This is a genomic window from Chitinophaga silvisoli (assembly GCF_003412465.1).
Taxonomy (GTDB): Bacteria; Bacteroidota; Bacteroidia; order Chitinophagales; family Chitinophagaceae; genus Chitinophaga; species Chitinophaga silvisoli.
In genome coordinates, this window is sequence record NZ_QTJV01000002.1 from 581,751 (window position 1) to 595,344 (window position 13,594).

At 42.8% G+C, this 13,594-nt stretch carries 12 protein-coding genes and 1 tRNA gene; 7 read left to right on the plus strand and 6 right to left on the minus strand.

Translation table 11 applies throughout. The features are described 5' to 3' along the window. Window positions 1–346: 346 nt before the first annotated feature. Together DXN04_RS08445 and DXN04_RS08450 are read right to left on the minus strand one after the other, a co-directional pair. Window positions 347–1,951 carry a DUF6377 domain-containing protein gene (locus DXN04_RS08445; RefSeq protein ID WP_116852889.1) on the minus strand — a complete coding sequence of 535 codons (1,605 nt, stop codon included), beginning with the start codon at window positions 1,949–1,951 and terminating at the stop codon, window positions 347–349. Window positions 1,952–2,007: 56 nt separating this feature from the next. After that, complete coding sequence (locus DXN04_RS08450) at window positions 2,008–3,048, minus strand: helix-turn-helix transcriptional regulator (protein WP_116852890.1); 1,041 nt, start codon at window positions 3,046–3,048, stop codon at window positions 2,008–2,010. Between the two features lie 296 nt (window positions 3,049–3,344). Here DXN04_RS08450 and DXN04_RS08455 point away from each other — a divergent pair, with 296 nt between their 5' ends. Beyond that, complete coding sequence (locus DXN04_RS08455) at window positions 3,345–3,896, plus strand: hypothetical protein (protein ID WP_116852891.1); 552 nt, start codon at window positions 3,345–3,347, stop codon at window positions 3,894–3,896. Window positions 3,897–4,152: 256 nt separating this feature from the next. Here DXN04_RS08455 and DXN04_RS08460 read toward each other — a convergent pair whose 3' ends face one another. Beyond that, the gene (locus tag DXN04_RS08460) at window positions 4,153–5,211 is read right to left on the minus strand and encodes a DNA polymerase beta superfamily protein (protein WP_116852892.1); all 1,059 of its coding nucleotides are present in this window, start codon (window positions 5,209–5,211) and stop codon (window positions 4,153–4,155) included. Continuing rightward, window positions 5,201–5,965 (minus strand): nucleotidyltransferase domain-containing protein, encoded by a 765-nt coding sequence (locus tag DXN04_RS08465; protein WP_116852893.1) that lies wholly within the window; start codon window positions 5,963–5,965, stop codon window positions 5,201–5,203. The genes DXN04_RS08460 and DXN04_RS08465 overlap by 11 nt, the downstream gene beginning before the upstream one ends. 601 nt (window positions 5,966–6,566) lie before the next feature. Between DXN04_RS08465 and DXN04_RS08475 the strand changes: the two genes are divergently transcribed. The 4 genes from DXN04_RS08475 (at window position 6,567) to DXN04_RS08495 (ending at window position 10,179) form a co-directional block, all read left to right on the plus strand. Continuing rightward, a tRNA-Ile gene (locus DXN04_RS08475) sits at window positions 6,567–6,639 on the plus strand. Window positions 6,640–6,689: 50 nt separating this feature from the next. Then, on the plus strand, window positions 6,690–7,175 hold the full coding sequence (locus DXN04_RS08480; protein WP_116852895.1) for a ribonuclease H-like YkuK family protein: 486 nt from the start codon (window positions 6,690–6,692) through the stop codon (window positions 7,173–7,175). A 519-nt stretch (window positions 7,176–7,694) separates the two neighbouring features. Further along, a complete protein-coding gene (locus DXN04_RS08490) occupies window positions 7,695–9,329 on the plus strand; it encodes a carboxylesterase/lipase family protein (protein WP_116852897.1) in 1,635 nt (544 codons plus the stop codon). Between the two features lie 100 nt (window positions 9,330–9,429). After that, window positions 9,430–10,179: a hypothetical protein gene (locus tag DXN04_RS08495; RefSeq protein WP_116852898.1), complete on the plus strand. Its 750-nt coding sequence runs from the start codon at window positions 9,430–9,432 to the stop codon at window positions 10,177–10,179. Window positions 10,180–10,181: 2 nt separating this feature from the next. On the opposite strand, the gene DXN04_RS08500 is transcribed toward DXN04_RS08495, so the two are convergent. Next, the gene (locus DXN04_RS08500; protein WP_116852899.1) at window positions 10,182–10,841 is read right to left on the minus strand and encodes a hypothetical protein; all 660 of its coding nucleotides are present in this window, start codon (window positions 10,839–10,841) and stop codon (window positions 10,182–10,184) included. Between the two features lie 27 nt (window positions 10,842–10,868). Here DXN04_RS08500 and DXN04_RS08505 point away from each other — a divergent pair, with 27 nt between their 5' ends. Next, window positions 10,869–11,291: a hypothetical protein gene (locus DXN04_RS08505; RefSeq protein WP_116852900.1), complete on the plus strand. Its 423-nt coding sequence runs from the start codon at window positions 10,869–10,871 to the stop codon at window positions 11,289–11,291. A gap of 185 nt (window positions 11,292–11,476) precedes the next feature. Here DXN04_RS08505 and DXN04_RS08510 read toward each other — a convergent pair whose 3' ends face one another. Further along, window positions 11,477–12,301 (minus strand): alpha/beta fold hydrolase, encoded by an 825-nt coding sequence (locus DXN04_RS08510; RefSeq protein ID WP_116852902.1) that lies wholly within the window; start codon window positions 12,299–12,301, stop codon window positions 11,477–11,479. A 458-nt stretch (window positions 12,302–12,759) separates the two neighbouring features. On the opposite strand from DXN04_RS08510, the gene DXN04_RS08515 reads away from it, so the two are divergent. After that, window positions 12,760–13,491: a hypothetical protein gene (locus DXN04_RS08515; RefSeq protein ID WP_116852903.1), complete on the plus strand. Its 732-nt coding sequence runs from the start codon at window positions 12,760–12,762 to the stop codon at window positions 13,489–13,491. Window positions 13,492–13,594 lie beyond the last annotated feature (103 nt).

A 13,594-nucleotide genomic window follows, 5' to 3' on the forward strand; every position in this document is an offset into this window, starting at 1 on the left:
AATGAAAAGAATGGAGGGTACGGTCAGGCAAGCTGACGTACAAAGGTCCATTTGAAAAAAATGAGAAAGACTAGTATCAGTCCTTTATCGGGCTGTGATTACAACTTGGTTCTCTCATAACTGGAATTTAAAATGCTGCGCGTCCGGTCACTACAGGTTACAATTAACTACGACACAGTCTGCCAATAAATTGGTTGATGATCAAAATAAAACGGAATACACCGGGCCGACAATTTATATGGCCCTTATATAGAAAATAAAGCTCAAAATAGGTTTCCTTTCATAACAAATAAATTAATAGTCAATTACTTAGTAACGAATTAACATATTTTATATATAATGGTTATTATAGCGCTTTTATGTCCATTAGCCGCTCTTCGAATTCCTCTTTTGGGATGATTGCCTTGTTCTTGATCTTGGTTTTATATGTATAAATCGTGTTAACAGAATATTCCAGGATCTGGGCAATTTTTACATTGTCATTAATTCCTATCCTTATCAAGGCAAAAATACGAAGATCTGTATTGAGCAGTTCATCTTCTTTTAATTTTATCTGGTCTTCTTCCTTAAAGAAGGAATTGAAAACGGTGACGAAGTTGGGGAAGATGCGAAGGAAAATACGGTCAAAGTTTCTGAACAACTGTTCTCTTTCATCTTTCAGGTCTATATTATTCACCAGGTATTTGACTTCACTATATTTATTATCTGACAATTTCTGGTCAGCGAGCTTTTTGAATTTTTTAATTTTGTCGAGATAGGCTGAGTTGATCTGGAAGCAATAACCGATATATTCTTCTTTGATTTTATTCGCTTCCATCAGTTTCTCGTTAATTTCCTGCTGAACGGCGTGCGCTGCTGTGATGGTTTGCTGGGCGGATTGAAGTTTTCTGTATTGCTTGAGGATGATGATGGCCAGCCATACCAAAGCCAGCAGGAGGAGAGTCACGATGGCAGCATACACGAACAGCATTTTTTTCTGTCCTTCAACCGTATTTATTTTTTCGCCTTCGATAATGGGGAGGATGGCACTTAACTGCACTTTTCTGAGGCGCGCGCCATAAAACGAGGCATCGGCGACGGCATATTCTATATATCGCGAGGCATTTTTTACATCCTGCTCTTTAAAAAGCAGGCTTGCCAGTATGAACATGGCAGTAGTTTCTTTAGTACTTGACTGAACATCTGCCATGGCGGCAATGGTCATCATAATGATCGCACTATCCTTTTTGCCGGTACGAATAAAGATGTTTCCAAGAGAAGAGGTGGCAATTGCCGTTTGATGTACAGTGAGGTCTTTATGGGCTACAGCTAATCGATAATAATAGGCTGCACTATCCAGATTGCCTGCTTTCTGGTACAGCAATCCATAATTATAGTCATAATTAAAGCTATGGGGTTTAAAAAGTACCAGTGCCGAATCTATACAGGCACCTCCCAACTGTGTATATCCTGGTGCAAAATATTGGTCGCTGCTATAATCAGAAAGGTCATAATAATACCGGCTCTTTAATGCATAGTATTCTGCCCTGGCGCTATCGGGTAATTTATGGACATCAATCGCCGCCAGGTAATCACCCGTCTCTTTAAACATACCGGACGACAAAAGTACAAATCCCAGTTTGACACCGGCATAATTGATACGTGCAGAATCCTTCATTTTTCCCGCCAGCACTTTCAATTCCTGGGCATAGGCAAATGCAGAATCAAATTTGAACACCTTGAATTGTTCGTAGAGTTGCTGACAAATATCGAATTGTTCCCGGAGGGAAAGGGAATGTGTGCTGACCAGCTCCGCCCTCAGTGCATTGATCTGCCTGAGTTTGTTTTCGTCATACACAGATGCCTGTTCAATAGTATGGTTTAACCGTTCCAGCAAGCTGTCATTTTTGGGGAAGGCATGGAGCAATCCATAATGTACGAGCAAAAACAGCGAGATGATCTTACACTTCATTCGTTCAATTTTGTGGAATTGGGTGGAGTATGGTCACTCCTGAGCACTATAATTATTTACGAAGCTGCGCCGGCTTCCTTTTCTTCCTCATCATAACCGGATATTCCGTTTTTAAACTTCCAATATATGCGCTTTCTGAGACCTTCGGGCGCTAACACCCTCATTCCATCTCCATACCCCAGTATTTCCCTTTCAAGTTCCAGGTTCAGCTGTACCTTGATTTTAATAACAATACCATCCGCTCTCTGTTCAATAATTTCCTGGGAATGGTGCATGGGTTTAGTAGCAATATAAGGCGCATGTTCCTGGCTAACAAATAGTTTTACATTCTTTGCGCTTTTTTCATTGGAAACCGTCACACCGACTACGTCCTGATAAAACTCCGCCGGGGAGATCCGGCCATTTTCTACATATAAAGCTTCCGGACAAAAGCTGATGAATTCAATTCTGTCCAGCGCCAGGTTCTGTATTTGTGCGTTTTTGTTTTTTACACCCACAGCAAACCACCTGTTTTTAAACTCCTTCAGCCACCACACATGGAATTGAAAGGTACTCTCGGACCTGGCTTTGAAGGACTGGTAGGTGATGGTAACAGCCTTCTGCTGGATGATGGATTGATAAATGATCTCCAGATGTTCCAGCCCTTTGAGTCGCTCGTTTTTTTCAAAATCGATTACAGACTCGGTATGGTTAGCGGCTGAATAAACGTGGTCTTCCAATTTTTGTACAACCTCATTCAGATTGGTAAAATGAGAGAAGCCTTTAAACTGTTTCAGTATTTCCACGGCTTCATTCATTCTGCCCAGATCCTGCTCACTCAGCGGAATGTTCGTGATGCTATAGTCAGCATCTTCATATGTGTAATATTTCTTACTGACTACAATGATAGGCGCATTATATCCCAGTTTATCACTGCGCATTGTTTGAATATCCGCCTGTACGGAGCGACGGCTGATTCCTTTGTCAATACCTTCATAATCGTACAGCGCATCGGATACAGCGTTTATCAGGTCCTCCAGGGTCCACTTCCTGCGGCGGTTTCTTAAGCAGGCATCAATGGTTTTATATCGGATTAAAGCATTCTTATTAGCAGGCATCTCCGGGATATTTTTATCAAAAAGTAGGAAAAATAATTAATTGCGCAAAAAAACTGCGCAGTTGTAATAGACTTTTGTATCGTCGATTAACCATAACGACAACACGAACTTTTACGGCTTTTCGTCCATTTAGGACCACTTACCAAATTTGTGTCTTATAGTTTAAGAGCGGCTTTTTTAAGCCGCTCTGACTTAATCCCAAAAGCACACTAATAATCAATCACTTACATCTCTAAAAAACAAAACCCCTGTTTTCAGGGATTCTCAGAGATCGCAAACCGCACTACTTTTACATCATGATCAGGTACGGCAGTATAGCACTAGTAATCTTGGCCCTGGCCATTGGAGGCTATGTTTTACTTGCCTACAAATTCGACACGATTATAGTATATGACAGGGAAGCAGCATACACCACTGTTGGCAGACATCTGTCAGTACAGCCTGAATTCATGATCAATGCCAACCAGGAAGTGCGGGTGAATATCAACTTCGAAGATGTACACGAATCCGCCTTGCTGAAAAACCTGGAAGTAAGTCTTACACCAGCGGGAGATACCACTAAAACCATTCCGCTACTTTCTGTTACTGTCAGCGATTGCAATCCTGGTAAAGGAGCTACCACATTCACTGACCTTTCTGAAAACTGTAAGCTGCTGCAACCCGGGTATTCTACTCCAACCAAATCTTTCACATTCGCCTTTGATGCGAATACCGTGCGCCGGAATGCTTATCTCGTCAGGATACGGGGTGACATTAATACTGATGGCAGCAATGCTGTAACTCCGTTCGCAAAGGAGATCAGTATCGAGAAGGAAACAGTGCTACGGGAAAGAAGCTGGTTGTATTAAACACGAACGATTCCTATGCCTATAAAAAACCCGATTTTGAAATTATTCCAATCTATCCTATGACAACTACGCAGGTATTCTCTACTTTTCCTTCAATATCTGATCGGCGACCTGACCTGCCAGGGCGCCGATCAGCCTGGTAGGTATCACACATCTGACCAGCGCAAAGGCAGCGCTAACTTCAGGCTGCTGAATTCAACACCAATTACCCGGCGGGCCACTGATTGCCAGTACAGCCGGAAGCTTGTTTCCCTTATTAGTGTTTGTAGAACTCTGTTCTGATTGTAACCAGCAATTCATTGGTTTTTGCTTCATCCGGCATCTCCTGCAGATCAGATTGTTCATAAAGCTGCTCTATACGATCCAGTTTTTCATCAACCATCTCCAGGAGATCCTTGTATTCAAAACCTCCTCCCTTTATTTTCAGGAGGAAATCCCTGTCCGGTCTTTCCACAATCACCTTTTTATGTACCGCAATTTCTTCCGCCATATTCAGGAGGCGGAAAGTATGCATCATATTCTTTGCATCATAGTTCTTGCCATGGGACAGCGTATTCTGGAACCTTACATCGTTCCTGTTTTCTACCCATTCCCGGTATTCCCTGTACTCACGACAATAAACAGAGTAGCCATCTTTATTGAACTGCATGACAGCAACAGGGGAGAGGCCTTTCGGAATGCTGCTCACGCGAACATCATTGGCATCATCGCCGGACACGATTCCTTTTAGTGATGCACCCGGCTGGTGATAGATAAGGTATACATCTCTAAAATGCGGTACACTGGTAAGACCACAGTCTTCCTGTCGAAAGTGATACTTTTCTAACCATGTAGCAAGCGGTATGCTTCCGTTTTCGTCAATAACGTAACAGAATTCGGGAACCGCCTTTCTCTCTTTCTCAGCAGGGCGGTTGATCATTTTATTCAGACCTTTTGCCTTTTTGATTTGTGAAGCAGCATAACCGGCGAAGGTATCCTTACATAATTTAGAAAGAAAATCTTCCGGCTTGATCAGCTCCATGAGCGGATGCCGGAAGAGTACACAGCTTTCCGGCGTACCGAGCAACTCCAGTATATTAGGATTATTCTTTTGTAAGAGTTCCAGGAATCTGCCTATTTCAAAATATACTTCATCGTTAGTCGCATTGTAAACCTGTGGGGTATAGGTAAAACCATACAATTCCTGCTGAGGTAAAACATAAATACCTTTCAGGTCAGTATCTGAAGTGGCAGAATGCAGTTGTTGGGAGCGACTGCCGCTGATGGCCTTCAACAACAGGTGTTGCGGCTCATTCATTAATTGCTCAAAAGTCATAGTTACGGATGTATTTTCTGAACAGCGTATCCAGTTCAATAGTATCATTCTTCAAAGGCGGCAGTGCTGCTGCCTTTTCATTACAATACTGAATGGTATCAGCTATCCATTGTTGAAGGGGCATAACAGGCGGGATCATTGTCTTCTCGTCTGCCGCCTGTTTTTGTACCAGCAATGCATCAATGCTTGCCTGCCACTGCGTATCGGTAATCAGGGTCCTCAGTATATGAAATTCCATAGGAGGTACCTGTTTCTTTTCCACAATCCACTTAGCGGCGAGTAATGGACGCAAAGCATAGAAGTACTTTTTGATCCTGACTTGTTCCCCCTGTAAGTCATTCTCAAATGTATTTTTTGCCATGGAAATGTAGTGGTGACAACCGGCTCTGCCGGAAAAGTATTTCTCAGACAATTTTAGTAAATCTGTTTTCAGCTCCTCGCTTGGAATATAGTGTATAGGTGATTGCACCCATTCATACAAGGGTGCATTTGACTTCAAAAAAAGCTGCAATGCTTTACGTAAATCCCAACCACCGATGTCGAGCACTTCATTTACCGGCAACTCAATAACATCTTTCCTTTCGGCTATACTCAGGTAATCATTTAACGGACGGATGTAAATAAAACGAACATCAAAGTCGCTGTCAGGCGAGGCAAACCCCCATGCTCTACTACCTGACTCACAGGCATATATGATTTTTACACCCTGACTTTTTTCAATCATTGACAATTTCTCTGCGATGATAGTTCTCATTTTTTTTCTTGCATTTTCAGGTCAACAACAATTTAGTTTTCTGTTAATTAGCTACAGGAAAGCAATTCAAGCTAAAAAAATCTTTTGAAATATTTGTGTAGAATGAAAAATTTATTTCATCTTTGCATCGACAAAAATTATTTAAACAATTCACATATGCAGCACCTCGTATTAAAAAATATAGACACAGTCGGTCCATGGATCGGCACCGTCCGCGGGGAGTGTTATGTCACGAAGTAGTACAATAAACTAATTCAATATAACAAGAGCCCTGCAAGGAATTGCGGGGCTTTTTTCATTTTAAACCGACAAAAACTAATGCGCATGCAAATGCAGTTGATATCCATACAATTCACTATGCTAGCCGGTCTACAGAGATCAGGCATAGGGGAGGCGTGTGCAAAAATGTCAACAGTTGGAAAAAGTGGGAGTATTGGATTTGGAGCACCAGTTAGTAGTGATTGTAAAGATAATTATGATAGCGAGCGCGAGCCGGAAATATATCAACGACCTAGTTATATCTGGACATAATTAAACATTATGTGTTCAGCAAAAAGAACCCGGTCGTCATCAAACGACCGGGTTTTTTTATGCCCTTTACTGGCTTGTGGCGCAATGGTTAGCGCGGTTGCCTTATACGCAAACGGTTACTGGTTCAAGTCCAGTCAGGCCAACAAACAAGAACTTAAAAAAGTAAAACGCAAACAACAAACATGACATAGCCATGGAAACTGTAAGAAGCTGGAGAAGGCTCAATGGAATGGAAATAAAAAGCCCCATCGAAGATGAAATAGAAAGCGTACTCGCTGCCGAAACCGGCGATGGCAATGCACTGAAAGTGTGCATCGGTACGGATAGTCAGAAGAAGGGAAAGATCGTGGAATTCGCCACCGTGATCGTTTTCCTGCGGAAAGGGAAGGGAGGATTCATGTATATACTGACTGACACTTCTCACCGCAAGATGAGTATAAAGGAAAGGATGCTCGCAGAAGTAGGCAAGAGTATAGAGGTTGCTTATTCACTGTGTCATCTCTTTACTAAATACGGTGTAGATATGGAGGTTCACGCCGACATCAATACGAATCCAGCTTTTAAAAGTAACGATGCGCTGAAAGAGGCAATGGGTTATATCACAGGAATGGGTTTTTCATTCCGGGCTAAACCACATGCTTTTGCAAGTACAAGTTGTGCGAATAAAATTGTTCATTAATCAATTCAATATAATGATCTACCTAACTAACTTTATTTATGTAGACCTTAGTTTCGGAGAAAACGAAACAGTTGATAAACTTACTGCCAGGAACGGATCTGACCCCAGATCAACTGATGGATCCAAGCTGGCGCCAACAAGCACGCACTGGGGTGCAAGCCTTGTTGATAACGGTGGAGTACCAATACCCGAAGGGTATAGGACTCTACCTATCCCCAGGTGGTCTGGATAGAAGTTTATCAGGCAAGTAATTTCACTTCACCTTTAAAATAAGTACTACTTATATGGTGTATGGTCTGAATTTCGGTACCAATATCCCGTAAGATATTGGGCCGGAATTCAGGGCCTTTGCCAAAGCGAAATGATTGCCTCCCATTATAATGTTGATGCTACTGCCAATGCAAACCGTTGGAGTGGTAATTTTTTTTGTCTAAGAAATCCATATACGCCGGCAAGAAAGTTTATTTCAATCGCGTTCATTTATTGCGTACTTTAAATTTACATTATAACCCGAGCAATATGAAAAGAGTTCTTTTGACACTAGCTGTACTGGTACAATTGGCCTCTCTGAATTCATTTAGTCAGATAAAAGATCAGATTACCACCCACAATGGTATCGTTCAGGGAGTACGGGAACCGGGATCATCTATTTTAATCTTCAAAGGCATACCTTATGCCGAACCACCTGTTGGCCCTCTCAGATGGAAAGAGCCACAACCCGCTAAAAACTGGAAAGGCATCCGCAAAGCCGATCACTTTGGTCACAATGCCATGCAAAAAAACATCTTTGGCGATATGTCGTTCCGCTCCTCAGGCATGAGCGAAGATTGCCTCTACCTCAATGTCTGGACCCCGTCCAAAACAGGTAAAGAAAAACTGCCCGTATTAGTTTACTTCTATGGCGGCGGCCTCGCTGCCGGTGATGGCTCTGAACCCCGTTACGATGGTGCCAGCATGGCAAAAAAAGGCATTGTAGCCGTTACTATCAACTATCGCCTTGGTATCTTCGGATTCTTCTCGCATCCGGACCTTACTAAGGAATCCCCTCATCATACTTCCGGCAACTACGGCTACCTGGATCAGCATGCTGCCCTGGAATGGGTACGTGACAATATCGCGGCTTTTGGTGGCGACCCCGCCAAAGTCACCATTGCAGGTGAATCCGCAGGCTCTATATCCGTATCCGTACAAATGGCCTCCCCACTGTCCAAAGGACTCATTGCAGGCGCAATAGGGGAGAGTGGCGCTGCCATCAACCCGACCCTGTACCCTGTACCACTGGCAGAAGCAGAAGCACACGGTACCGCCTTCGCTGAAAAAATGAACGCTAATACTCTGGAGGCCCTCAGAGCTATTCCCGCAGAAAAATTGCTGGATTCCGTTTTCTCTGTAGCTACTCCTTACTCCTCCGCCACCATCGATGGCTACCTCATTCCCCGCTCACTGCCAGAGATCTTCGAAGCAGGCGAACAGGCACAGGTTCCCCTCCTGGTTGGATGGAACTCCGCAGAAGTACCGTTTCAGGCAATCATGAGAGCAGAAGCCCCTACACCTGACAACTATAAAAAGATCCTGAACCAGACCTTCGGCGATAAAGCCGCTGGCATCCTGGAACTCTATCCTGCCCGCAGTGAAGAGGAAACTATCCGCTCCGCCACAGCATTAGCCAGCGACCGTTTTATTGTTTATAGCACCTGGAAATGGGCTGACTTACATGCTAAAAACAGTAACCAGCCCGTATACCGGTATGTATTCTCCCGTATTCGTCCGGCTATGACCCCTAAAATGGGCAATGCAACGCCTGGCCTGGCCGGAGGTGTGCAGAAAGGAAATAACGCAAAGCCAGCCCCTCCTAAATATCCTGCGGTAGGAGCCTCTCACGCATCTGAAATTGAATATGCCCTGGGCAACCTTTATAGCAATAAAGTATATGCCTGGACGGCTGACGATTACAAAGTATCCGCTACCATGCTGGACTACTTTGCCAATTTCGTTAAAACCGGCAACCCCAATGGCAATGGCCTCCCGCAATGGGAACCCATCACCAAAAACAGCAAGCGAATCAACTATATGGATATCAACGTAACAAGTGAACAGAAAGAAGAAACCGACAGAGCCAGATACCTTTTCTTAGATAAGTTGTACATGAAATAAAAAGAAGCCGTATTGAAAGTAACTGATGGAAAGAGAGGTCATTTATTTAATTCTCTGGCTATTCAGATCACTTTTGATACGGCCCCTTTATCTTCGCGCCATGAAATTCCTCTACCTGCTGCCTTTCTTTGGAATCCTCATAGCCTGTGGACACACTTCCAACCCTCCGGAAGAAGTATTCTCATTCGATTATGAACTGCTGGAAAACCTATATCATCAGAGTGATTCTGTCATTGTACACGGCGATACCGTAGAGACAATCTGCTACGCTTTGGATACAACTGCCATACAAACGGGAATTTTTGCCTATATGCAGCACGATTTTGAGATTTATGCCCCTCCGAAGCTGATTGTACTCACAAGAAGGGCACAGGCCCTTAAAAGCCAGGGAAAAGATGCAACAGATGCTTTCAGGGAAATTGCTGCTGACTATCCCGCTGAACTGGAAGAACGCCTCTATGAGACTTCAGATATGAACGACTATTGCCAGATCTCTGTCAATACAGCCATACTGGGCGCTTATGCCAATGAGCAACTCAAAGAAATTGACTCCGCCATCAGGATCTTACAACCACAATTGGATAACGTGGAGTCATGGAGCTCGAGAATCCACGAAATGTACATCAGGCTATGTGTGCAGCGCTATGGCAAAGAAAGAGTCATACAGGAGCTGGAAAATTGTAAAACAACGCTACAGCATACAGACACACAACCGGAAATTGCCGAATGGGCAGTGACAGTATTTGGGGCCAGGATAGGGGATACAGGCATGAATGGAATGACACCCGAAGAAGCTGAAGCCTCTATCGATGAAATAGTGATTAATGATATCTGTAAACTGGTGAATTAAACTCAGGCATCCTCGAACGAGGTCCCTTTCAACCAATATCCATACCCTTCAATCGCCATCCACAATTCCTTCTTTACACGCAAAAATTCCGGTGTATCAATCTCACCATTCAAACGTCTTTCTTCCAGCACTTCCAGATCCAGTTTCTTTTGTTTGCGTTTATAGGCATATTCGTACATTTCTGCATCCTTTCTCCTTTTTTCAATGTACGCCTCAGATAGCAAATAAGGATTAGGTTGGTCGGTGATCCTTTCCAGCGTATATCCGCCTCTTTCTATGCCTATAAACTGACGGTATTGAAAAGTAGGTTTTTGTCGTACGAACATCTCATAACCATCACTGGTAAATGACAAATCGCCATTACGGGTCACAATGGTCCAGCGATCATCTGATTTTTCAATATAGTCTATCTGAAAGCCATCGCTCCTCACCACATCCATATCGAATCTCAGGTCCCTGATCTGCTTAAATACAAGGGTACATGGAGCTATCCAGAAAGTAGGTATAAAACCTTTCAGCTCCGGTTCATTCCTGTTGAAAATATAATCAAGATCCAATTCCAGATCCCCTGTCATGGCCATCTCGTATATCGACACACCACGCCAGTTCATCTTATCAAAATCAGCCGCTGTCCAGATTGACTTTTCTAAAATATAATCCATGCTGTATATTACATAAAAATTACCCCTTTGATAAAAAAATTACTTGCCCGGCCCTACCACCTGTTTTTGCTGATAGCAATTGTGTTGTTTGTAGTCTCTTTTTTTCATTTCAACACCAGCCTGGATATCCATCTGCACGATACCTATTACATCATTGCTATTCGCACACTCTACCAGGGCTTTGCCATCATCTTTTGGCTTCTATGGACAATCTATCATTTTACCTATCGTTTTTTATACGGCAATATTTTAATCTGGTCACATCTGATCCTTACCCTCATTTTTATACCAATATTTACGATTATTGCCAACTATCAATTTCTCGTCTTTGACGACTTCAGTCGTTATATGGTAGTCGTTCGATTAGCCGCTGGCACCATCATCGCAGGCCAATGTACCTACCCAATAAATCTCATAACAGGGTTAATAAAACATCACTCCAGGACATAACTTCCATAAGGTTTCTATAAGCGTTGTTTAAGCATTCTATATTCATTCTATAATCGTTCTATAAGCTTTCTTTAATGCTTCTATATCGCTATAAGGGCGCTTCGCCTATTCTTCTATATCCCAAAACAAAAAAAAGACAACCATTTCTGATTGCCTTTTCTCATTTATTGGACTTGATTCGTCTATTATCCCTTAATAAACTCTAATATATCTTTATTAATTGTAGCCGCCTCAGTCGTAGGCATCCCATGTGGGAAACCCGGATAGGTAATCAGCTTACCCTTCTTCAGCAACTTCGCAGCCACCAGCGCAGTCGTCTTGTAAGGTACGATCTGATCGTCTTCACCATGCAATACCAGTACAGGTACATCTACCGCTTTCAGATCCTCTGTGAAATCAGTCTCGGAAAATGCCTTTACACAGTCATAATGAGCTTTAATACCACCCATCATACCCTGTCTCCACCAATTATCTTTCACCCCTTGTTTTACATCCGCACCTTCGCGATTGTAACCAAAGAATGGAGTCGGGAAATCATGGAAATACTGTGCTCTGTTGGTAGCAGTATTTTCACGAATTTCATCGAATACCGATAACGGAACTCCATCAGGATTTTTCTCATTTTTAACCATGATAGGAGTAACAGCACTGATCAGCACAGCTTTCGCTACGCGACCGTTGCCACCATGCTTTGCTACATAGCGGATTACTTCTCCACCACCGGTTGAGTGACCAATGTGAATCGCATCTTTCAGGTCCAGTGCTTTAGTCAGTTCCGCTACGTCTGCTACATAAGTCTCCATTTCATTGCCGGTAGCTGTCTGTGTAGAACGGCCATGGCCCCTGCGGTCATGTGCTATCACTCTGTAACCTTTCTCCAGGAAAAACATCATTTGTAAATCCCAGTCATCAGAAGATAAAGGCCAGCCATGATGGAATACAATCGGCTGTCCGGTACCCCAATCTTTGTAAAAAATCTCTGTTCCGTCTTTAACTATAATCTTACCCATATACCAGTTTTGTTTAGAGTTTGTGATAATTAAAGTTACTTCGATATTAGATTGGTGAAAGCCCAAGTAACATGCCATATTATCGGTTTTCTTGTCCGATTCATGGCTTCATTCATAAAGCCCCGGAACAACCGCTGCTACAAAGACTGATATTAACATAAATGATAATGAGCAGGTGCCTAAATTCAGTGATCTGATAATACCCTTATTTGAGATTTCTAATGTACTCCCACATAAAAAATATCAAAGCCTTAACTTGTTATAATACCTTTTCAAATACACCTACGCATTCGTTTAGGCCCAATACCCATACCTAAAGCAGTAAGATATTTCTTTTCAAAAAACCAGTATAGCAATCAGGAAATAATCAATCCGACTATTATACCGGCATGTATATGTTTTATTTTTAAATCTAAAAATATTGTGTTGCTTTGTGCATCACTTACAATCCACAACCTATGCTTCTGAATGTATCCGGCTTCAAAATCTACAAGTTAAAACAATACCAGCACCGCACTAAACACCGCCATGATGCCGGTTATTCTGGCCGGATTACACAAAGCGGCCGCATCTATATACAAAGGAACTGGTATACGACTATCAGCACGAAAAATGCATACATCGTGGGATGCCAGAATATGGGGACAACACCTGCCAGCATTCACCTGCACTTTAGCGTATATAACAGAACCGGCCAAAAAGTAAACACATTTATCCAGTCCACTTCCCGCTTACTTCCTGGCAAATCATGCGAGATTCCTTTTGACCTGACGATTGATAAAGCATATGTTAAACTGGAAGGCGTGGAAGTTTACAGGGAAGGTGAAGGATCAGCATACACACCGGTTATGAGAGCCATTCCCCCGATGATTGGCATAAAGGCCTCACTGGCAGCATTGCTGCTATGTTTCGTTTCTGCCATGGCACTGACTGAACCACATGTATCCAATGCTCCGTCTGTATTGCTGCCACTTATTGCAATCATCACATTGACCATGACGATATTGAATAGGACACCCATATGGTTCATGTTTATATTCCTGGTGCTGGTGCCGTTTTCCGGGTATAAGCCTGAAATGAGTACAGGGATCTTTGCAGTTGCTATCGGTTATTTGTTCCTGGTATGGAATAAAAGAGGGTCTCTGAAGGATTTTCTGTGTCCATATTCGACTCCGTGGTTGCTGGTGTAAGGGGATGACATTTTATTTGCCGCTTGAGTATTAATTTCTCCCTAACCAGGTAAGAGGAAGCAACCACAATCATGATGCAGGAAAAATCCAAATTTGCTATATT